Here is a 20,227-nt window from a genome sequence, read left to right as displayed (position 1 = left end):
TGGCGCCTAGCGGCGCTCAGGTTCGAAGTAGCTTTTTCCAAGCACAGCGACCAATAACCCCCGGCTACTTTTAACGATAAGGTGCCAGAGCAAAATAGGCACTGGCATCTTTAACCAGTGACCACGTAACCAGCAAAGGGTATCGGCCAGTTTATCTTGCCAGTTATCGGTAACAGGATGGCGCGGCGCTAAAACCCGCTTAAATGCAAAATCAAGTATTGCCTGATTCTTTGTAGCCCCATGCTGTCTTTCCAACCTCTGATAAAAATCATCAGGCAATCCAGTGGCTAAAATACTACGGCAGTAACGACACGCCAGAAAAAGCTCAGTAGAAAAACCAGTTGCTGTTGCCAGCTCAAATAAAGCATCCCATTGCGCGGGCTGTTTGAATTGCAGAAACAGTAAATGCAAGTCCGTCAGATCGCGAAAGCCATTTTTAAATTCTTCATTAAACAGCAAGTGAATGATGCTGTGTAGAGTCATCGCCGGCAGGGCCAATACCTGGTACCCCTGCTCCGTCGTTACCAGATGCGTTAGAAAATGACTTATATCCGGAGCCCGGCCTGAGACCGGAGGTACCAAATTGTGGTGAATATCAATGATGGTACCTCTGCTGTGATGACGGACAGGTGGTATTTCATGGGTCCACTGCCGGTAGTAATGCTGATCGTAAGGTGTCATTGGTTCGCCAAAGTAACCATGGAGCGCCAAACGCTGCTCAACGGAGGTAATCGCTTCCTTTGGCACCAGAATATCAATATCGCTGTAGGTTCGCCCTTGTCCGATGGATGCACCAAGCGCCAAAGAGTAAGCAGCCCCTTTCAAAAATAACGGGGTTACCTTGAGCGGTGCCAGTAAAGTAACCAGTTCACTCGCTTCAAATTCAACCTGGTGAAACTGCTTGCGAGCCAGGATCTCTGCATTTTGTAAATGATGTCTGGCGTAAGCAGGCAATGCATCAAAAACTGCGACCTGCCGAAACAAATAGCTATAGCGTGCCAACAACTGCTGCTTTCGAAGCAACCGAATAATCAGCACCCAGTCTTGTTCAGGGACTGTTGCGGCGAGCTGTGGGTCCTTCATTAACGCAATTAGCCAACTAGCCCCCTGCATCAATCAACTCCTGTTGCAAAAACTCCGCCACCAAAGCCAGATCATTGTAAAAGATTTCAAATCCTGCAACCCGATCGATTAACTGGCATAAGGTGGCGAAACCATCATGACCAATCACACCGTAATTAAAGGCATTCTGAGCCAGTTGCATAAAGCTTTGAGTTTTATCAAGCTGATAAATATCCATCTCGGTATCAGACCGGTAATTTGGGAACACCACACCGACTATCTCTGCCGGCTCTTTATTGTGCTGCCAGCTACTTTCGGGCGGTGAAAGATGGATCACATCCCCTTTATGCGTATCACTTGCTACTGTCGAATAAGTAGCGTCAGGAAACCACTGCTTCGCTAAGGTGATGGAGTTATTCTTAAGGCAGATAGGACGGACAAAGGGAATAACAGTTCGGCTATGCGGTTGAATCAACGCCATTTCATCCGAAAGTAAGCGCCAACCATGGAATGCCAGCCAGGTTGTCAAGGTGCTTTTGCCCGACCCGGGCGGTGCTGGAAACAAAATGGCTTTGTTGTCTTTGGCCAGTACCGCAGCATGAATAATGACGTATTGCATTTCATGGGTTGCAATGCACCAGTTCATGCCCCATTCCAGCATGGCGTAAGCTTGCTGTTGCTGCAAAGGCTGAAAGGGCTCCTGCTGATCAGCAAAAAAACGTGCCTGCGGACGGTAAAATCGTCGTATCCCTTCGGCTTTTTGCACCGATACAAAATAATCAGGATAGGAGACCATGTCTACCAGGCGGTTGCCGTATAGTCGCTTTAAATTATCAGCAACAAGTGGAATATCGGTTCGGACTTCGAAGGTAAAAGGCGGAAGAAGTAGAAACTGCTGACTAGACATTGGCTTTCTCAAGACTCTGTGAGGGGAGCTTAAGCATGCGGGATAAAGCGTGCAGATCTTGAGCCTGCACGCTGATGTCAGTTTCACCGTTTAAAACCAGCCTTTCTAATTGCTGTGCGGTTAAAGAGACACCGAGCGTTTCACCAGTTACCTGATTGAAAAAGACAGTACCTGAGCCATCGGAAAAACTGTGAACAACAACATGCTCCAGTAAAACATCATGCAGCATCAATGGGTATTTACCCTAGGGAAGTACAACTTAGCTGCACTGAAATGAGCCGGGATGTCTATTGTTGACTAAATCCTCAAACTCTTTCGACAACACCGCCGTATTATTGTGGCTAGCCAGATTCCACAAATAATTGGCCATGTCACTCGCAGTTTGCAGCGAAGGACTGCTGCCAATCACAGGGAAATAAATACCAAATTGGCCATGGTAAACTGCGTTCATATAAACAGCGGCCATAAAACGGTTGATTTTGGTTGAGCCGATAAACTCGCCGTTTACCTGCAACACATCAGCCATTAAAATTTCATCGATTGGCTTGGACGGATTCGGTGGCAAGTCTAAAGGATGCCCAGGGAAAATATCGGTGAAGCGAGCCGCTGTCTCCGCAAACGAATTGGCTTGTGAGCCATTGCCATTATTACCAAAAAAGCCGGAAGATTTCAGATGCAGGCATTGACCGTTGGCAAAGTCTGAGCCATGGCCGGAAGCAACGATGGATTGCGCAATACCACCACTACCAGCCCAAACAGAACGGGCAGGCAAGGATGCAACCACTAGACCAACACCGGTACGCATCAGGAACTTGCGTCGGCTCTGGCTGGTTGACTTGGTTACGTTTTGATCCTTCATTTCCATCAAAAACTACTCCTTTAAACAACGTGCCTTGCTTAAACTTGCTATATCGCTAAACGATGCAAAAATCACACCACAAAATAAACTATTTATAATTCAGCAAGCTATCTATTGAACCTTGCAAAAGGTCAGTGCCTTTGTAAAATTTTCAGACAACTTGAAAGGACACTACACATCATAACTCAAAATGAAGAATCTGAACAGTTCTTCATCCATGCCCATAAAAACAAAAGGCTCAATACAGTATTGAGCCTTTTACAGTTAAAAGCAGCGAGAGCTTACAAGTTTACGCCCTTCATCTTGGCTTTATCCCGAATATAGTCTTCCCAGCTACGTGCCTGGCGCGCTAGCGCCGTGTCACGTCGTGCCTGCTGAGCTGCAGCTAAAGCCTGCGGATACTGCTCTAAATAAAAATGAGCAGCAACCATACTCATATGCACCCGGCCAGGATTCTCTACATTTAATTCCAGTGCACGATTGAAAGCGGTAATCGCATTGCGATAGCGCTGGATAGAAATTAACGCTTCACCCTGACGACGGAATGCCTCGGCATCATTGTCCAACTGACCAGCCCGACCGTAAAACTCTGCCGCTTTGGCATATTCACGAGCTGCCTGGTAGTTGCTGGCAATGGCCATAAGGATTTGCCGGTTTTCCGGAATAACCCCATCTTTCATTTTTTGCTCAAACACCGCAGCTGCTTTGAATGACATCTCATTGTTAGCAAAGGCTTGACCAAACATCTGAAAGTGAGTACGTGATTCCAGGTAGCCCAGTATATTGGCGACTCGAAGCGCCGAAAGCGATTTCTGTAACTCTTCCTGCATCTGATACGTATTGCCTAGATAGAACCACCATTGAGCACTGTCTGGAAACAAGGTAACCATTTGCTCAAGGACTTGGGTCGCTTCAGGTATACGCTGAGCACCATACAAAGCACTTAACTTGGCCTGATAGTAATTTTCACGTGGCTCATCAGACAACGCCAAAGCACGGTCAATCGGCTGCACAGCGTTATCATACTGCTCCATCTGAAGATAAGCACCGGCAATACGGAAGTAGATGTCATGCTTTTGCTCACCAGTGAAGTGCATCCAAGCACGATAGGCTTCGATAGCTTGCTGATAGCGCTCTTCCTGCATCAGCAAGTGGCCGATATTCTCAAGCGTTGCGGCTTGGTCATTGAAGCCAAGAATATCTGGCCGTACTGCGCGTTGCAGATAATCAATCGCTTTGGTGTTGTCAATGCCAACGTACAACTGACCAATCAGTCGATCCACAAAAGCACGATCAAAGTCTGAGCTGGTTCGGGTATCCAGCAAAACTTTTAATGCTTCCTGGATTTGATCTTCATTGTACAAATCAATCGCACGTGACAATGAGCGACCGGTTCGCTCAGAAACCACCTGGCTACGGCGATCTTTACGCTCCTGGATCCGTTGCTGCTGTTGAGCAGCCGTTTCAGCCAGGCTGGCCGGTACATAGAAAGAACCTGCTGTTAACGCAAAAGCGATTGCCAGTGCTGAACTGAGTTTTGTTAACTTAGTCATCATCAACCTCCGGCCATATCAAGCGTGAAGTCCAGCTGAACTTGCAGGCCATGCTGCTGTTGCGGACGACCATCAACAATTTTTGGCTGATAACGCCAGCGGCGTAACGCACGGATTGCTTCACGGTCGAACACACGACGTGGTTCTGCTTCGATGACTTCAACATTATCAACACTGCCGTCTTCCATAATGCTAAAGCTTAAACGAACCCAGCCTTGCAACCCGTCACGTGCTGCCTGAACCGGGTAACGCGGCTCAATTCGCACGATAGGTTGCGCATCACCATCACGCATTAAAGCACCTGATGGATCGCCAATACCACTTGACGCGCCGCCTAAATCCAGACCAGGCATATTAAAGCCTACCGCACCTGACACATCGGTTTGATCCGGAGGTGTCTGTGGCTGCTGTGGCGGCTGCGCTGGTGGTGGTGGTGGTGGTGGTGGCGGTGGCCGACGCACCTGCGTATCCATATCTGGCGGTGTGGTATTAATTTCTACAACAATCCGCTCTTGCTCGTTATCGCGGCGTTCCCCGGTCCCTTTGACCAGGGTCGCCATTAACAAGAACAATAGAAACGTTACCACAGCACCAAGAAATAGCGATGTAAGTAAACGTGCCATAGTATCACTGCTCCCCGGCGATAGTGATGATGTAATCACCTGCCGCTTTGATTTGATCCATGACTTCCATTACCCGACCATGCATAGCTTCTTTGTCAGCCTGAATGATAATGGTATCAGTTGGCGACTCAGCAACCAGACGTTCAATGTTAGCGGCAACCCGCTCGACATCAACCATCCGACGGTCCATCCAGATCTCACCATTTGGACGAATGGCGATAAAAATGGTGGCGCTTGGTTTTTGCTGTGCCTGAGTGGACTCAGGTTTGTTCACATCGATACCGGCTTCTTTCACGAATGAAGTTGTCACGATAAAGAAGATCAACATAATGAAAACGATATCCATCATCGGCGTAATGTCGATTTGGGCCTCGTCGTCTTCACGAATACGTTTACGTGCCATAAAAATCTCTCTTTAATGATGCGGTAAGCTATCAACCAAGCTCGCTTTTTCCCGCTTTGCTCTGATTTCTAACCGCGAGCTGAAAAAGACCCCGGAAAGTGCAGCTACCATTCCAGACATGGTCGGAATAGTGGCCATCGAGATACCAGACGCCATGGTTCTAGGGTTACCAGTACCCTGGGTAGCCATGACGTCAAAGACGGCAATCATCCCGGTTACAGTGCCCAGTAGTCCGATCAGCGGACACATAGCGACCAGTGTCTTTATCAGCAGCATATTCTGGTCAATTTTTGTTGTTGCTTCAGAAATCCAGGTATCGCGGATTTTATGAGCATACCAAGAGGTGGTGTCCTCCCGGGCATCCCAGCGGGCGATAATCGCTTTCTTTTCCTTCGGAAAAACCGCTTTCAGATACCAGTAGCGCTCTAACATGAGAAACCACATGATGAAGAGCACCAGGGCGACAATGTACAAGACATTGCCCCCGGTATGAATAAAATCCTGTACCGATTCCCACAGCTCAATCAGCTGGAGCATCATTAGGCTTTCTCCTTCTCCGCATGAGCAGCAATGATACCAGCGCTTTGCTCATCCAGTACGTGAAGCACAGATTTGGCTTTGGTCGCAACAATGCTGTGAGCGAAGATCAGTGGCAGTGCCGCGATCAGACCCAGAGCCGTAGTTACCAATGCCAGAGAAATATCACCCGCCATCAGTTTCGGGTCACCAGTACCGTACAATGTGATGGTCTGGAAGGTCATAATCATACCGATAACGGTACCCAATAGACCCATTAGAGGTGCAACAGCAGCAAAAAGTTTAATCATGCTAATGCCACGCTCCACTTTTGGCGTTTCACGCAAGATGGCTTCGTCCAGTTTCAGTTCCAGGTTTTCCACATCAGCAGATTTGTTGTTGTGGTAGACCTTCAGAATACGACCCAGCGGGTTGCCATCGGAAGGATTGGACAGATTTTTCAGCTGAGCACGGATCTTGCCACCAACCAGTGACAGCACCACGAAACGCTCAATGGCAATCAGTAAACCAATGACCAGCAACACTGTGATCAGGTAACCGACAAATTTACCCTGGTGGTAGTATTCCATCAAAGTAGCACGCTGCTGGTTCAAACGCAGAATACTGTTGCCTTTGGTTGGGTCAACAAACAGATTGGTCAAAGTACCAGGACGAGCATTGTGGAAATCCGACACTGAGTTGTGTACACGGGAAATCGGTGCACGGCCTAGTGGTTGTAATTGGTTGGTATCAGCATTGTAGTACAGATAATCACGGTCAGTGGTTACGTGGAAAGAACCAAAACGCGTGACGCGCTGGGATGAGGTACCACCATCCAGATTGACAACTTCAGCGTCAAACTTGGAGATCTTGGCAGACTCAACCATTTCTGTCAGCAAAGCAACCCACAGGTCTTCCATTTCTGGAATAGTTGGCAGTTCAGTCGCAGCCGCCAAACCACGCAGTGGCTCGTGACGACCTGGGTACTGAGCACTAACAATCGAGCTAGAAACCAAGCCGATGGCATCGCTGGCACTACCACGCACCATACCGAATAACTCACCCAGAGTACCCTGGGCAGCAATCAGCTCTTGTTCTTTTTGTGCAATCAGAATGTCGTTATCAGCAAATTCTTTTTGCAAACGCTCACCACGTGCTTCCTGGTTGGCCAGAGCGCGACGAGCTTCATTTAATAAACGTTGTTGATCCTGGCGTGCATTGATAAAAGCTTGCTCACGCTCTTGGTTGACACGTCCTTCCAGCTGACGCTCACGCTTTACTTGTTCCAGGATTTGATCCAGCCGGTTGGTGTTGGCTGAAGCATCAAATGCCATGCTGGCAGTAGCAGTCACCGCAACAGCAACGATTAAGGATTTAAATAGGGTTCTCATTTTCGTCTTACTCCGCTGCGATTAGTGGTACGCGTGCCATATCAAAGTTAATTTCACGACGGGCCATTTTGATGAAATCGCTGACGCCTGTTAAATAACTGTCCGGCAGTTGTTCCCAGCTGTTGGTTTGACGGTTCCAGTGCCAGGCATTGCTGCCATCCAGCGACATGGCCATCAGCGCCAGGCGGCCCAGATGCACGTAATCGACGGTCAGCTCGTTACCACCCAAGTTTAAAGTACCCTGGAACGCAGCCAGCTCAGAGCCATAACCAGCTTCGATGCTGTAGGCTTCCATGATTTGACGATACTGTTCAGAAAGTTGCACGTCAGAACGCGCCATGACTTCACGCAGGCGCTCAACACGCTCGATACGACGATCGGTACGCAGTGGAATATCGTTCTTCACGAACTCTTCCAATGCATCAATCATTTTAAACATCAGTGGCACAGTACCACGGCGGGTATCTTCCAGGGTGTCGATTTGACGCTGAATGGAGTTGATTTGACGCTGCTGGTCAGTCACCAGCGTTTGCAGAAAATCATTGTAAACTGTCAGGCTATCGGTTTGGTCGACTACTTGACGATATTGATTCAACAGATCCTGAGTTTGCTCGTAAATCGTGTTAATGCGCTCTTGTGAGCGGACGGCTTCACGAATGATTTGGCTATTTTCCTGATGGATTTGTTCTAAGCCGGAATTCGCCATCGCTCCGCCGGAAAAGGCGAAGACACCGGCAAAAGCCGATGCGATAAGACTTTTACTCATTTTATTGTTAAGCATAGTTCCCAACCAATAATTGCTGATTAACGTAACCTGGAGTTTAGGGCTTTTCTCAAACTACTCTCAGGTCAATGACAGTGGCACTTCAACCCAGTGCAATGACCACGAATAGAGAGCCCTGGTTAGAGGGTAAACCACCAGCATCATTACAGCTAAAAAGCCCATTGTCAATACGACAACGGGCTTTGCCACTAATTCAAATGTTGCTTATTTATGCGGTTTTAAGTCGTGTTTATGCGCTATTAAAGCGCTGCTTTTTTTCTACTTATACTTTGTTAAACTAACCGCACAAAAAACAAGCAATACAGTACTTTAGCTGTAGAAGCCTACCATAGCTTCCAAGCTTACAGGTTTTATCTTGCTAGCGTTGCCAGCACAGCCAAAGGCTTCATAGCGCGCCACACAAATTTCGGTCATGGCTTTGGTTGAAGCCTGCAGGAATTTGCGTGGATCAAACTCGGCCGGATGCTGTGCTAAAAAGCGGCGAACGGCCCCGGTGGAAGCCAAACGCAGATCAGTATCAATATTCACTTTACGCACGCCGTGCTTAATGCCTTCGAGAATTTGCTCGACCGGTACACCATAGGTTTCTGGGATCTCACCGCCAAACTCATTGATCACTTTCAACCACTCTTGCGGCACCGATGAGGAACCGTGCATCACCAGGTGCGTATTCGGGATTTTGGCATGAATGGCTTTAATCCGATCAATCGCCAGGATATCGCCTGTCGGCGGCCGGCTGAACTTGTAAGCACCATGCGAGGTACCGCAGGCAATCGCCAGCGCATCCACTCCGGTTGCTTTGACAAACTCAAAGGCTTCGTCCGGATCGGTCAGCATTTGCTCGTGGGTTAACACGCCTTCGGCACCAATGCCATCTTCCTCGCCAGCAGTACCGGTTTCCAGTGAGCCCAGGCAACCGAGCTCCCCTTCTACCGACACCCCACAGGCATGGGCAATATCGACCACACTTTTGGTGACAGCGACGTTGTAATCGTAGTCCATTGGTGTTTTGCCATCTTCACCGAGGGAGCCGTCCATCATCACCGACGAAAAACCCAGTTGGATGGAGCGCTGACAAACCGCCATCGAGGTACCATGATCCTGATGCATCACCACCGGGATATTTGGAAACTCCTCAATTGCCGCCAGAATAAGATGACGCAAAAAAGGCGCGCCCGCGTATTTGCGGGCACCAGCGGATGCCTGCACGATAACCGGGCTATCGGTTTGCTCTGCGGCCAACATGATGGCGCGCATTTGCTCCAGGTTATTGACATTAAATGCCGGTACACCGTAGCCATGCTCAGCAGCATGATCCAGCATCTGACGTAATGAAATAAGTGCCATGAGATCCTCTCTCTGTTAGGGTACAAAGTTATCAATGCTCTTTGAGCTTATGTTTTTAATTTTTTTACAGCGCCTGACGCGCCCGTTCTTCCAGTATAGCGACTGCGGGCAAAGTTTTACCTTCCAGGAATTCCAGGAAAGCACCACCGCCGGTCGAAATGTATGAAATTCTGTCCGCTATGCCGTATTTATCAATCGCTGCTAAGGTATCACCGCCACCGGCAATGGAAAACGCCGGGCTTTCTGCAATCGCCCTGGCAATTGCTTCAGTACCGGCCGCAAACTGATCAAACTCAAACACACCGACCGGACCATTCCAGACAATAGTGCCGGCACTTTTCAGCAGTTTCACCAGGGCTGCTGTGGTGACGGGGCCAATATCAAACACCATATCATCGCTGGCAATATCGTTAACCGCTTTCAGCATAGCGGGCGTATTGGCACTAAAAGCTTTGCCGGTCATTACATCGGATGGCACCGGGATGCTGGCTCCACGGGCTTCGGCCGCTGCCATCAGTCGCTTGGCCTCCGGAATCAGATCGTCTTCACACAAGGATTTTCCAACGCCATGGCCGTTAGCGGCAATAAAAGTGTTGGCAATGCCGCCACCAACAATTAACTGGTCCACCACGCCGGATAAGGACTCCAATACCGTGAGCTTGGTCGATACCTTAGAACCACCAACAATAGCAACCAGTGGACGCTTTGGATTTTTGAGTGCTTTGCCAAGTGCATCCAGTTCGTTCGCCAACAAAGGGCCAGCACACGCAATAGGGGCAAACTTGGCGACGCCATGGGTAGAAGCCTGGGCCCGATGTGCAGTCCCAAAAGCGTCCATCACAAAGATATCGCACAAAGCGGCCAGCTTTTGCGCCAGTGCATCGTCGTTTTTCTTCTCACCTGAGTTAAAACGTACGTTTTCAAACACCACCAGCTCCCCCGGCTTTACATCCACACCAGCCAGGTAATCGCGCTCTAACCGAACCGGTACCGTCAATGCCTGCTGTAACCAGGCAACCACCGGCTGCATGGAAGCCTCTTCGTTGTAGACCCCTTCTTCCGGCCGGCCAAGATGGGACATCACCATCACAGCCGCCCCTTGAGCTAATGCAAGCTCAATGGTTGGTAACGCTGCTCGTAAACGAGCATCGGAGGTCACTGCACCATCTTTCACCGGTACATTCAAATCTTCCCGAATCAGCACCCGCTTACCGGCAAGTTCCAGTTTGGTCATCTGTAAAACCGTCATGCGTTTCTCCCTATGAAATAAGTTCTATGAACAGGCCATCATGGCCCTGGCTGTATCCAGCATCCGATTGGCAAAGCCCCACTCGTTGTCACACCAGAGCAAGCATTTTACCAACCGTTTGTGACTGACCCGGGTCAGGGAACCATCGACAATGCAGGAGTGTGAATTGTGATTAAAATCCACCGACACCAAGGGCTCTTCGGTATAATCCAAAATGCCCGCCAGCTGCGCCTTGCCTGCGCGTTGCAGCACCTGATTAATCGCCGCCGGAGTTACATCCTGATGCAGCGTTAAACTCACATCCATCGCTGTGACATTGACGGTTGGCACCCGCACCGCAATGGCCTCAAAGCGCCCGGCCAACTGCGGCAAAATGCGCTCTATCCCGAGTGCCAGCTTGGTATCCACCGGAATAATGGACTGACTGGCCGCCCGGGTACGACGTAGATCGGTATGGTAAGCATCGATCACCTGTTGATCATGCATCGACGCATGGATGGTAGTAATGGTACCGCTTTCAATACCATAAGCATCATCCAGCAGTTGCAACACCGGCACCACGCAGTTGGTGGTGCAGGAGCCATTGGAGACTATCTGCATCGCAGGTGTCAGCCGCTGCTGGTTAATACCAAAAATAACGGTGGCATCGACATCGGCATCGGCCGGATGTGAGAACAACACTTTCTTGGCACCGGCTTCCAGATGCCACTTGGCATGCTGGCGTGAATGGAACACACCGGTACACTCCAGCACCACATCAATGCCAAGCTCTTGCCAGGGCAATTCAATGGGATCGGCTTCGGCATACAGCTGGATCAGCTCCCCATTTACACTTATACCCTGCTCCACTCGTTCTACCTCGGCGGCAAAACGGCCGTGCGAAGTATCGTACTTCAGTAAATGCGCCACCCCTTTGGCATCGGCCAACTCATTGATGGCAACCACCCGGATATCTTGCCGACCCGATTCGTACAACGCCCGAACAATGTTTCGGCCAATACGACCGAAGCCATTGATAGCAACACGAATAGGCACTTGCGAACTGGGCATCTGTTTCATGCTCCTAAGAAAAAAGGACAGCGCAGGCTGTCCTTGTTTTGTCACTATGCCAGCAGCTTACGAGCAGCGGCCAGCACCTTGTCGCTGGTGATGCCAAAGTGAGCAAACAATTGCTCGGCAGGCGCCGACTCACCAAAGCCGGTCATGCCAATGACGTCGCCGTTCAGGCCGACGTACTTGTACCAACCGTCCATAATACCCGCTTCCACCGCGATACGTCGACTGACTGCAGCAGGCAGTACTTGCTCCCGGTAGCTGGCATCCTGCGCATCAAACACATCGGTCGATGGCATCGAAACCACCCGCACCTTACGACCTTCTTGCTGCAGTTGCTGCGCAGCACTCATCGCCAACTGCACTTCAGAGCCGGTTGCAATCAGGATCAGCTCTGGTGTTCCTTCGCAATCCAACAGCACATAACCACCGCGGCGAATGGCTGCCAGTTGATCAGCGCTACGCTCCTGTTGTGGCAAGCCCTGACGGGTAAAGATCAAGCTGGTAGGGCCTTCCGTCCGTTCAATGGCGACTTGCCAGGCAACAGCAGACTCGACCTGATCGCATGGGCGCCAGTTCATCAGGTTGGGCGTGGCACGCAAGGCTGCCAGCTGTTCAACCGGCTGGTGGGTTGGGCCATCTTCCCCCAGACCAATGGAGTCATGCGTATAGACAAAGATTACCCGCTGCTTCATTAGCGCTGCCATCCGCACCGCATTACGCGCATATTCCATAAACATCAGGAAGGTGGCACCGTACGGCACAAAACCACCATGCAAAGCAATGCCATTCATAATGGCCGACATGCCGAACTCGCGCACACCGTAATAAATGTAGTTGCCGCTGGCATCGTTGTGCGTCAATGGTTTCGATCCAGACCAGATGGTCAGGTTAGAACCAGCCAAATCGGCCGACCCCCCCATAAACTCAGGCAACAAAGGACCATAGGCATTCAGCGCATTTTGCGATGCTTTGCGCGTAGCAACGTTCGCTGGGTTGGCTTGCAGTTTTTCAATATAGGCCGCGCTTTGCTCGGCCCAATTAGCTGGCAAGTCGCCGAGACTGCGTCGCTCAAACTCAGCGGCCAGTTCCGGGTAAGCAACACGGTAGGCAGCCAGCTTTTGCTGCCAGCTTTGCTCTGCCACTTGCCCTTTGGCTTTTGCATCCCATTCGGCGTAGATATCCGCCGGGATCTCAAAAGGTGCATGCGGCCATTGTAAAAATTCACGGCTGGCGGCAATTTCTGCATCACCAAGCGGTGCGCCATGGCAATCATGGCTGCCGCCTTTATTAGGCGCACCATAACCAATCACGGTTTTACAGCAAATCAGGGTTGGCTTGGTGCTGTCTGCCTGTGCCTGTTCAATGGCGGCTTTCACCGCCGCTGCATCATGACCATCCACCGACTCAATCACCTGCCAGCCATAGGCTTTAAAACGTGCTGGGGTATCGTCGGTAAACCAGCCTTCCACTTCGCCATCAATGGAAATACCGTTGTCGTCCCAGAAGGCAATCAGCTTACCCAGGCCTAAAGTGCCGGCCAGTGAACAGGCTTCGTGCGAGATACCTTCCATCAGGCAACCATCGCCAAGGAAAACATAAGTAAAGTGATCGACCAGTTCATGACCCGGCCGGTTAAACTGCGCCGCCAGTGACTTCTCTGCAATGGCCATGCCTACTGCATTGGTGATGCCCTGCCCAAGTGGGCCAGTGGTGGTTTCTACGCCGGGTGCATAACCATACTCAGGGTGGCCGGGCGTTTTGGAGTGCAGTTGACGAAACTGTTTCAGATCGTCAATACCAAGCTCATAGCCGGATAAATGCAACAACGAGTACAGCAACATGGAGCCATGGCCGTTCGACAGCACAAAGCGATCGCGATCTGCCCAATTCGGGTTTTGCGGATTGTGCTTTAAAAAATCACGCCATAGCACTTCAGCAATATCCGCCATGCCCATAGGGGCACCCGGATGACCTGAGTTGGCTTTTTGAACCGCATCCATGCTTAGAGCACGAATTGCGTTGGCGAGTTGTTTACGAGAAGGCATGCTAACTCCTGGGTAGTTGGTAAAAATTGGCTTGAGTCATGGCAAAACCATCACCCTGCATAGTGCTGTTATACCGTGAGTATGCGACAGGGTCTTACTGCCCTGCTTTTTGTGCTGCGTATTTTCGCCCAGCCATCGGCCAATGGCAAATTTAAATCGTGCAACAATGCATGGAAACGCACCATAAACATCATTACTGGCCCAACGATACAGCGTCAAAGACGTCTGGCCGTCAACTTTTTCTAGCCAAGACTGATCGATTTCTCTAAAATAGCCGTTATAAATCGGCACCCGCACTGGTAACTCTTTGCAGCGGGAGCTATGTATTTAACTTTTTTCAATGGATAACAGGCCCATGGCACAACATATCTTTACTTCTGAATCCGTATCCGAAGGACATCCGGATAAAATTGCCGATCAGATCTCTGATGCGGTGCTGGATGCCATTTTGGCACAAGATCCAAAAGCGCGGGTTGCCTGCGAAACCTTCGTTAAAACCGGCATGGTGCTGGTGGGTGGTGAAATCAGCACCAGCGCCTGGGTGGATATTGAAGAACTGACTCGTAAAACCGTGCGCGAAATCGGCTATGTGCATTCCGATATGGGCTTTGATGCCGACTCTTGTGCAGTATTAAATGCCATTGGCAAGCAATCACCAGATATCAATCAGGGTGTGGACCGAGCCGATCCGAAAGAACAAGGTGCCGGTGATCAGGGTCTGATGTTTGGTTATGCAAGCAATGAAACCGACGTGCTGATGCCTGCCCCGATCACCTATTCACACCGTTTGGTGCAGCGCCAGGCACAAGTACGTAAAAATGGTACCCTGCCCTGGTTGCGCCCAGACGCCAAATCTCAGCTCAGCTTCATTTACGAAGATGGCAAGCCGGTGGGTATTGATGCGGTGGTGTTATCCACCCAACATTGCGACACCATCAGCACCGAGGACTTGCGCGAAGCAGTGATGGAAGAAATCATCAAGCCAGTATTACCTGGCGAATGGCTGACCAGCAGCACCAAATTCTTTATTAACCCAACCGGCCGTTTTGTGATTGGTGGCCCTATGGGCGACTGTGGTCTGACTGGCCGCAAGATCATCGTGGATACATACGGTGGCATGGCCCGTCACGGTGGAGGTGCTTTCTCTGGTAAGGATCCATCCAAGGTAGACCGCTCGGCTGCTTACGCTGCCCGCTATGTGGCAAAAAATATTGTTGCTGCAGGCCTGGCCGATCGCTGTGAAATTCAGGTGTCTTACGCCATTGGTGTAGCTGAGCCTACCTCCATCAGTGTCGAAACCTTTGGCACCAGCAAGCTGGAAGAAAGCCAGCTGATTGGTTTGATCCGCGAGCATTTTGATCTGCGCCCCTACGGCCTGATTGATATGCTGCAACTGGAGCGTCCTATCTATCTGCCAACCGCGGCCTATGGTCATTTTGGTCGCAACGAGTTCCCGTGGGAGCAAACCGACAAAGCAGAAGCTCTGCGTCAATACGCTAAGTAAGCCTGTGGTCTGGCTGCACTCAAGGAGAGCTTAGGCTCTCCTTTTTTCTGGCCAGGCTCCAGCGTATGGCAGCCAAACAACGGTTTCACCCGGCTGTTTTTTGTGTATGATAAGGCAGCCTTGTCTGAGTATTGATGTTCAGACCGCTGTAAAAATAGAAGCTTCAGGGGAACACGGCGCACGCTCGCCCCATAAAAATTACAAGGAAAACCTATGTCCGCACAACAGGCCGCTCCAGCTGAAAAGCAGAGCATGCTCAATCGCGCCCTAAACGCTATTGAAGTAGTCGGGAACAAGCTACCCGATCCGGCTATTCTATTTGCCCTTCTGATGGTGTTTGTCTGGGTCGCCTCCTGGCTGCTGTCCGGTGTTAGCTTCAATGAAGTTGACCCGCGTACTGGCGAATCCATTCAAATTGCCAACCTGCTGGCAGGCAGTTCGCTCACTGAATTCACCTCTCGCATGGTCAATACCTTTGTTACCTTTGCGCCCTTGGGTATTGTGTTGGTAGCTATGCTGGGCTTAGGGGTTTCTGAACACACCGGTTTTATTAACGCTGGTCTGCGCTCTATTTTGAGTGTTACGCCAAAAATGCTGCTTACCCCAGTGCTGATCGCTGTAGGTATACTGAGCCACGTGGCGGTCGATGCTGGCTATGTCTTGGTTATTCCTCTTGGTGCCGTGATTTTCTATGCGGCTGGTCGTCACCCGCTGGCCGGTATCGCCGCAGCTTTTGCCGGCGTGTCTGGTGGTTTTTCCGCAACCTTCTTTATTCCGTCCAGCCTGGACCCAATGCTGGCCGCTTTTACCCAGGAAGCGGTGAATTTGTCGGCGCATCCGGCAGCCGCGGATCTAGTAATCAACCCACTGAATAATTTCTACTTCACCACCGCTTCCACCTTCTTAGTGATTTTGGTTGGCTGGTTCCTGACCGATAAGGTGATTGAGCCTCGGCTGAAAAACACCAAAGTGGATGCCGATGCGGCCGATTTACCGGTGATGGATGAACTGACCAACCGTGAGAAAAAAGGGTTGGCATGGGCCGCCTTTTCCATGGTGGCAGCTTTTGTTTTGCTGGTGATTTCTGCGCTACCAGAAGGGTCAGCCTGGCGCAGTGACGCTGGCGAACTGGCTGATGCTGCCGCGCCACTGATGCGATCCATTGTTTCGTTAATCTTTATTTTCTTTTTAATCCCTGGTGTGGTCTATGGTTATGTCGCGGGCACAGTGCGCAGCCACCGCGATGTGGTCGAAGGGATGAGCAAAGCCATGAGCGGTATGGGCTATTACATCGTGATGGCATTTTTCTGCGCTCAGTTTATCTATGCCTTTGGTCAGTCTAACCTGGGAGCATTAATGGCCATTAAAGGGGCCAACTGGTTAAAAGAAATGGCGTTCCCAATGGGCTTTACCTTAATTGGTATTGTGCTGCTGACCGGTTTTGTCAATCTGATGGTCGGCTCAGCTTCGGCCAAGTGGGCATTGATTGGTGCCATTATGGTGCCGATGCTGATGGAGCTGGGTGTCTCGCCGGATCTAACCCAGGCCGCCTACCGGGTCGGTGACTCCAGTACCAACATTATTACCCCACTGCTGCCTTACTTCCCACTGATCGTGGTGTTCTGCCAGAAGTACGTTAAAAATAGTGGTATTGGTACCCTGATATCCTTAATGCTGCCCTTTACTGTGACCTTACTGATCTGCTGGACAGCTTTCTTACTGCTGTTCTGGGGCTTTGATATCCCGCTCGGTGTCGGCGCCAGCCATAGCTTCCCGGCCGGATAAGATTTAATGCTTGCTATCAAACCCGCTTCGGCGGGTTTTTCTTTGGCAATTCACTGCAAATTGTTACCATAGCCCTATTCGCCCTAACCATAACTTCCTATGCGTATCCCCAGAATCTTTGTCGACTTACCACTAAACGCATCCTCATTGGCACTGCCAGACGAAGCGGCCGCACACATCGGCCGGGTGCTGCGGATGCAATCAGGTGATGCCTTGCAGCTTTTTAATGGCGATGGTAACAACTACGCGGCCAACATTGAGCAGGTTAGCAAGAAACAGGTATTGGTTTCGATAACTGGCTCAGAACCCAATGCAACTGAATCCAACTTAAGTTTGCATCTGGGACAAGTCATTTCCCGTGGTGATAGGATGGACTTTGCCATCCAAAAAGCGGTGGAGCTGGGCGTGAGCAGCATTACACCGCTATTCTCTGAACGTTGTGGTGTCAAACTGGATGGCGAGCGGCTGGAAAAAAAGCAGCAACAATGGCAGAAAATTGTCCACTCTGCCTGCGAGCAGTCTGGCCGTAGCCGGGTCCCCAAAATTCTGCCCGCTCTGCAACTGGCAAACTGGCTGGCCGAGCCAACAAAAGATCTTAAGTTGACCTTGCATCCATGGGCAACCGACACCATTAAGACACTAAAGCCAGCTGGTTGTATTCGCCTGATGATAGGCCCAGAAGGTGGCTTTAGTGAGCAAGAAATGACAGCTGCCCTGGCAGCAGGTTATCTGGGTATTCGACTTGGTCCCAGAGTATTGCGTACCGAAACAGCTGCACTGACGGCCATCAGTGCCCTGCAGCTGCAATTTGGCGATCTCGCCTGAGGATCTTATGACAGCACTTAGCATAGGTATTGTGATGGACCCCATTGCGGACATCACCATCAAAAAAGACACCAGTTTCGCCATGTTGCTGGAAGCACAGCGACGCGGCTACACCATTCATTACATGGAAATGGCAGACTTGTACTTGCTGGAAGGTCAGGCCCGGGCTTGCTCACGCTTGCTGATGGTGGAGGAAGACCCTGCCAACTGGTACCAGTTTGGTCAGGAGCAAGATATCGCGCTAGGCGAGCTGGATGCGGTGCTGATGCGCAAAGATCCTCCCTTTGATACCGAGTACATTTACGCTACCTACATGCTGGAACTGGCTGAGCAGCAAGGCTGTCTTATTGTCAACAAGCCGCAAAGCCTGCGCGATGCCAATGAAAAGCTCTACACCAGCTGGTTTAGCCAATACACGCCAAAAACTCTGGTCAGCCGCGACTCAGCCCGACTAAAAGCCTTCTGGCAAGAGCACCAGGATGTCATCATTAAACCGTTGGATGGCATGGGTGGCGCCTCTATTTTCCGGCTAAAAGCCGATGATCCGAATGTTGGCGTGGTGTTGGAAACCTTGACCGCGCACAACAGCCGCTATGCCATGGCTCAGCAGTTTATTCCAGCCATCAAAGAAGGCGATAAACGCATTTTAATGGTCAATGGGGAGCCAATCCCTTATGTGCTGGCACGGATACCTGCCAAGGGTGAAACCCGGGGCAATCTGGCCGCCGGCGGCCGTGGTGAGGTACGCCCACTGAGCGATAGTGACCGGGTTATCGCCGAAGCCGTTGGCCCAACATTAAAGGCGAAAGGACTTATTTTTGTAGGCTTGGATATAATTGGTGATAAACTTACAGAGATCAATGTAACCAGCCCTACCTGTGTGCGGGAAATTGAAGCCGAAGCTCCCGTCCATATTACCGGTCAGCTGTTTGATGCCATTGAACAATTGCTCGGTCATTAGAAGTACCTAGTCTGTTCCCAGCCAACAATAAGGTTGGCTGGTAGCGAATAAGGAGCGCAGCATGAATACGTTTGAGCATCACTTTTTGATTGCTATGCCATCGCTGCAAGACCCATTTTTTCAACGCAGCGTCACCTATATCTGTGAGCACAATGAAGACGGTGCCATGGGTATCGTCATCAATCACCCACTTAAAGCCACCATTGGCGATTTACTGCAACAACTGGATATCGAATTCGACCCGAAAAACCCTGTCACTGAGCGCGCCGTTTGTGCTGGCGGCCCGGTACAGGCCGATCGCGGTTTTGTGCTGCACAAGGCGCAACCAGGCTACATGAGCAGCATGCGACTGGACGATGATCTGATGATCACCACCTCGAAAGATATCCTGCAACAGCTTACCACCCAGGAAGGGCCAAACAAGTTCTTGCTGGCGCTTGGTTATGCCGGCTGGGTAGCAGGCCAACTGGAGCAGGAAATTGCCGACAACTCCTGGCTGGTGATCCCGGCCGATAGCAGCATCATTTTTGACCTGGCCCATGCTTACAAATGGCAAGCGGCTACCAAGAAAATGGGCATCGAAACCTGGCAACTGAGTAGCGTCGCAGGACATGCTTAATGAGCACGGATAAACACCGCTCGATTTTAACCTTTGATTACGGCACCAAAAGTATCGGCGTTGCCATCGGTCAGGAACTGACCGGCAGCGCCAGTGTGCTGGCAGCCCTGAAAGCCCGTGATGGCATTCCGGATTGGGACCAGATTGAGAAGCTACTTAAAGAATGGCAACCGGATCTGTTACTGGTTGGCCTGCCACTGAATATGGATGGCACTGAGCAGGACTTTACCGTGCGCACCCGCAAGTTTGCCAACCGGCTGCATGGCCGCTTTGGGCTGCCGGTCGAACTGCATGACGAACGCCTGACCACCGCCGACGCCAGGCAGCAACTCTTTGCCGAAGGCGGTTTTCGTAACCTCAGCAAAGACAAAGTCGATAGCGTTTCGGCCGTGCTTATTTTTGAGAGCTGGTATGAAAACCGAGCCTGATAATCCCCTCATTCAGCCTGGCTATTACCAGCATTACAAAGGCCCTTATTATCAGGTGGTGGATCTGGCCCGCCATAGCGAAACCGAAGAATGGCTGGTTATTTACCGGCCACTTTATGGCCAGCGCGCTCTTTGGGCCCGGCCGCTGGCCATGTTCTGTGAACAGGTGCAATACCATGGCACCCTGGTGCCACGTTTTCGTTATCTGGGCGATGCTTTGCCAGGCTAGCACCAAATTTTTCACCATATCCGGCAATTTAAGCAGTGGTTTTTAGCATTCAATAAGATCGCTGTACAAAATATCACCACT

General features: G+C 50.6%; 22 protein-coding genes. 7 read left to right on the top strand and 15 right to left on the bottom strand.

The annotated features are described in order from the left end of the window. Positions 1-6: 6 nt before the first annotated feature. From JJU14_RS06735 to JJU14_RS06665, 15 genes are all read right to left on the bottom strand, one after another. Complete coding sequence (locus JJU14_RS06735) at positions 7-1,113, bottom strand: nucleotidyltransferase family protein (protein ID WP_228611866.1); 1,107 nt, start codon at positions 1,111-1,113, stop codon at positions 7-9. Beyond that, positions 1,100-1,969, bottom strand: coding sequence for an HprK-related kinase A (locus tag JJU14_RS06730; protein WP_228611864.1), 870 nt, complete (start codon positions 1,967-1,969; stop codon positions 1,100-1,102). Before JJU14_RS06730 ends, JJU14_RS06735 begins: the two co-directional genes overlap by 14 nt. Continuing rightward, positions 1,962-2,198 (bottom strand): hypothetical protein, encoded by a 237-nt coding sequence (locus JJU14_RS06725; protein ID WP_228611862.1) that lies wholly within the window; start codon positions 2,196-2,198, stop codon positions 1,962-1,964. Before JJU14_RS06725 ends, JJU14_RS06730 begins: the two co-directional genes overlap by 8 nt. A gap of 30 nt (positions 2,199-2,228) precedes the next feature. After that, positions 2,229-2,834: a hypothetical protein gene (locus tag JJU14_RS06720; protein WP_228611860.1), complete on the bottom strand. Its 606-nt coding sequence runs from the start codon at positions 2,832-2,834 to the stop codon at positions 2,229-2,231. A 275-nt stretch (positions 2,835-3,109) separates the two neighbouring features. Beyond that, complete coding sequence (locus JJU14_RS06715; protein WP_228611858.1) at positions 3,110-4,381, bottom strand: tetratricopeptide repeat protein; 1,272 nt, start codon at positions 4,379-4,381, stop codon at positions 3,110-3,112. A 2-nt stretch (positions 4,382-4,383) separates the two neighbouring features. After that, on the bottom strand, positions 4,384-5,004 hold the full coding sequence (locus JJU14_RS06710; RefSeq protein WP_228611856.1) for an energy transducer TonB: 621 nt from the start codon (positions 5,002-5,004) through the stop codon (positions 4,384-4,386). Positions 5,005-5,008: 4 nt separating this feature from the next. Next, positions 5,009-5,407: a biopolymer transporter ExbD gene (locus tag JJU14_RS06705; protein ID WP_228611854.1), complete on the bottom strand. Its 399-nt coding sequence runs from the start codon at positions 5,405-5,407 to the stop codon at positions 5,009-5,011. Positions 5,408-5,419: 12 nt separating this feature from the next. Then, positions 5,420-5,944, bottom strand: a complete 525-nt coding sequence (locus tag JJU14_RS06700) for a MotA/TolQ/ExbB proton channel family protein (protein ID WP_091342575.1) — start codon at positions 5,942-5,944, stop codon at positions 5,420-5,422. 2 nt (positions 5,945-5,946) lie between these two features. Continuing rightward, the gene (locus JJU14_RS06695; RefSeq protein ID WP_228611852.1) at positions 5,947-7,314 is read right to left on the bottom strand and encodes a MotA/TolQ/ExbB proton channel family protein; all 1,368 of its coding nucleotides are present in this window, start codon (positions 7,312-7,314) and stop codon (positions 5,947-5,949) included. A gap of 7 nt (positions 7,315-7,321) precedes the next feature. Further along, a complete protein-coding gene (locus JJU14_RS06690) occupies positions 7,322-8,080 on the bottom strand; it encodes a DUF3450 domain-containing protein (protein ID WP_228611850.1) in 759 nt (252 codons plus the stop codon). A 327-nt stretch (positions 8,081-8,407) separates the two neighbouring features. Then, a complete protein-coding gene (gene fba, locus JJU14_RS06685) occupies positions 8,408-9,445 on the bottom strand; it encodes a class II fructose-bisphosphate aldolase (protein WP_228611849.1) in 1,038 nt (345 codons plus the stop codon). A gap of 64 nt (positions 9,446-9,509) precedes the next feature. Next, the gene (locus tag JJU14_RS06680; protein WP_228611847.1) at positions 9,510-10,694 is read right to left on the bottom strand and encodes a phosphoglycerate kinase; all 1,185 of its coding nucleotides are present in this window, start codon (positions 10,692-10,694) and stop codon (positions 9,510-9,512) included. A gap of 24 nt (positions 10,695-10,718) precedes the next feature. Then, complete coding sequence (epd, locus tag JJU14_RS06675) at positions 10,719-11,729, bottom strand: erythrose-4-phosphate dehydrogenase (RefSeq protein ID WP_228611903.1); 1,011 nt, start codon at positions 11,727-11,729, stop codon at positions 10,719-10,721. 68 nt (positions 11,730-11,797) lie between these two features. After that, positions 11,798-13,795 (bottom strand): transketolase, encoded by a 1,998-nt coding sequence (gene tkt / locus JJU14_RS06670; protein WP_228611845.1) that lies wholly within the window; start codon positions 13,793-13,795, stop codon positions 11,798-11,800. 36 nt (positions 13,796-13,831) lie between these two features. Next, positions 13,832-14,092 carry a hypothetical protein gene (locus JJU14_RS06665; protein WP_228611843.1) on the bottom strand — a complete coding sequence of 87 codons (261 nt, stop codon included), beginning with the start codon at positions 14,090-14,092 and terminating at the stop codon, positions 13,832-13,834. A 58-nt stretch (positions 14,093-14,150) separates the two neighbouring features. On the opposite strand from JJU14_RS06665, the gene metK reads away from it, so the two are divergent. The 7 genes from metK (at position 14,151) to JJU14_RS06630 (ending at position 20,146) form a co-directional block, all read left to right on the top strand. Next, complete coding sequence (metK, locus tag JJU14_RS06660) at positions 14,151-15,299, top strand: methionine adenosyltransferase (protein WP_228611841.1); 1,149 nt, start codon at positions 14,151-14,153, stop codon at positions 15,297-15,299. Between the two features lie 213 nt (positions 15,300-15,512). Then, complete coding sequence (locus JJU14_RS06655; RefSeq protein ID WP_228611839.1) at positions 15,513-17,084, top strand: AbgT family transporter; 1,572 nt, start codon at positions 15,513-15,515, stop codon at positions 17,082-17,084. 99 nt (positions 17,085-17,183) lie between these two features. Further along, positions 17,184-17,909: a 16S rRNA (uracil(1498)-N(3))-methyltransferase gene (gene rsmE, locus JJU14_RS06650; protein WP_228611837.1), complete on the top strand. Its 726-nt coding sequence runs from the start codon at positions 17,184-17,186 to the stop codon at positions 17,907-17,909. Positions 17,910-17,916: 7 nt separating this feature from the next. Next, on the top strand, positions 17,917-18,870 hold the full coding sequence (gshB, locus tag JJU14_RS06645; RefSeq protein WP_228611835.1) for a glutathione synthase: 954 nt from the start codon (positions 17,917-17,919) through the stop codon (positions 18,868-18,870). 61 nt (positions 18,871-18,931) lie between these two features. Beyond that, positions 18,932-19,489: a YqgE/AlgH family protein gene (locus tag JJU14_RS06640; protein ID WP_228611833.1), complete on the top strand. Its 558-nt coding sequence runs from the start codon at positions 18,932-18,934 to the stop codon at positions 19,487-19,489. Beyond that, positions 19,489-19,917: a Holliday junction resolvase RuvX gene (gene ruvX / locus JJU14_RS06635; protein WP_228611831.1), complete on the top strand. Its 429-nt coding sequence runs from the start codon at positions 19,489-19,491 to the stop codon at positions 19,915-19,917. Before JJU14_RS06640 ends, ruvX begins: the two co-directional genes overlap by 1 nt. Further along, entirely contained in the window at positions 19,901-20,146 is a 246-nt protein-coding gene (locus JJU14_RS06630; protein ID WP_228611829.1) for a DUF1653 domain-containing protein, read from the top strand. Before ruvX ends, JJU14_RS06630 begins: the two co-directional genes overlap by 17 nt. Positions 20,147-20,227 lie beyond the last annotated feature (81 nt).

Source organism: Alkalimonas sp. (assembly GCF_020831925.1).
Lineage (GTDB): Bacteria > Pseudomonadota > Gammaproteobacteria > Enterobacterales > Alteromonadaceae > Alkalimonas.
This window is presented reverse-complemented; position numbering and strand designations above follow the sequence as displayed.

What these genes read in the sequence shown, in the direction of transcription:
- JJU14_RS06735 (WP_228611866.1), bottom strand. Translation starts at nt 1,113, where the DNA reads ATGCAGGGGGCTAGTTGGCTAATTGCGTTAATGAAGGACCCACAGCTC.
- JJU14_RS06730 (WP_228611864.1), bottom strand. Translation starts at nt 1,969, where the DNA reads ATGTCTAGTCAGCAGTTTCTACTTCTTCCGCCTTTTACCTTCGAAGTC.
- JJU14_RS06725 (WP_228611862.1), bottom strand. Translation starts at nt 2,198, where the DNA reads ATGCTGCATGATGTTTTACTGGAGCATGTTGTTGTTCACAGTTTTTCC.
- JJU14_RS06720 (WP_228611860.1), bottom strand. Translation starts at nt 2,834, where the DNA reads ATGGAAATGAAGGATCAAAACGTAACCAAGTCAACCAGCCAGAGCCGA.
- JJU14_RS06715 (WP_228611858.1), bottom strand. Translation starts at nt 4,381, where the DNA reads ATGACTAAGTTAACAAAACTCAGTTCAGCACTGGCAATCGCTTTTGCG.
- JJU14_RS06710 (WP_228611856.1), bottom strand. Translation starts at nt 5,004, where the DNA reads ATGGCACGTTTACTTACATCGCTATTTCTTGGTGCTGTGGTAACGTTT.
- JJU14_RS06705 (WP_228611854.1), bottom strand. Translation starts at nt 5,407, where the DNA reads ATGGCACGTAAACGTATTCGTGAAGACGACGAGGCCCAAATCGACATT.
- JJU14_RS06700 (WP_091342575.1), bottom strand. Translation starts at nt 5,944, where the DNA reads ATGCTCCAGCTGATTGAGCTGTGGGAATCGGTACAGGATTTTATTCAT.
- JJU14_RS06695 (WP_228611852.1), bottom strand. Translation starts at nt 7,314, where the DNA reads ATGAGAACCCTATTTAAATCCTTAATCGTTGCTGTTGCGGTGACTGCT.
- JJU14_RS06690 (WP_228611850.1), bottom strand. Translation starts at nt 8,080, where the DNA reads ATGAGTAAAAGTCTTATCGCATCGGCTTTTGCCGGTGTCTTCGCCTTT.
- fba (WP_228611849.1), bottom strand. Translation starts at nt 9,445, where the DNA reads ATGGCACTTATTTCATTACGTCAGATGCTGGATCATGCTGCTGAGCAT.
- JJU14_RS06680 (WP_228611847.1), bottom strand. Translation starts at nt 10,694, where the DNA reads ATGACGGTTTTACAGATGACCAAACTGGAACTTGCCGGTAAGCGGGTG.
- tkt (WP_228611845.1), bottom strand. Translation starts at nt 13,795, where the DNA reads ATGCCTTCTCGTAAACAACTCGCCAACGCAATTCGTGCTCTAAGCATG.
- metK (WP_228611841.1), top strand. Translation starts at nt 14,151, where the DNA reads ATGGCACAACATATCTTTACTTCTGAATCCGTATCCGAAGGACATCCG.
- JJU14_RS06655 (WP_228611839.1), top strand. Translation starts at nt 15,513, where the DNA reads ATGTCCGCACAACAGGCCGCTCCAGCTGAAAAGCAGAGCATGCTCAAT.
- rsmE (WP_228611837.1), top strand. Translation starts at nt 17,184, where the DNA reads ATGCGTATCCCCAGAATCTTTGTCGACTTACCACTAAACGCATCCTCA.
- gshB (WP_228611835.1), top strand. Translation starts at nt 17,917, where the DNA reads ATGACAGCACTTAGCATAGGTATTGTGATGGACCCCATTGCGGACATC.
- JJU14_RS06640 (WP_228611833.1), top strand. Translation starts at nt 18,932, where the DNA reads ATGAATACGTTTGAGCATCACTTTTTGATTGCTATGCCATCGCTGCAA.
- ruvX (WP_228611831.1), top strand. Translation starts at nt 19,489, where the DNA reads ATGAGCACGGATAAACACCGCTCGATTTTAACCTTTGATTACGGCACC.
- JJU14_RS06630 (WP_228611829.1), top strand. Translation starts at nt 19,901, where the DNA reads ATGAAAACCGAGCCTGATAATCCCCTCATTCAGCCTGGCTATTACCAG.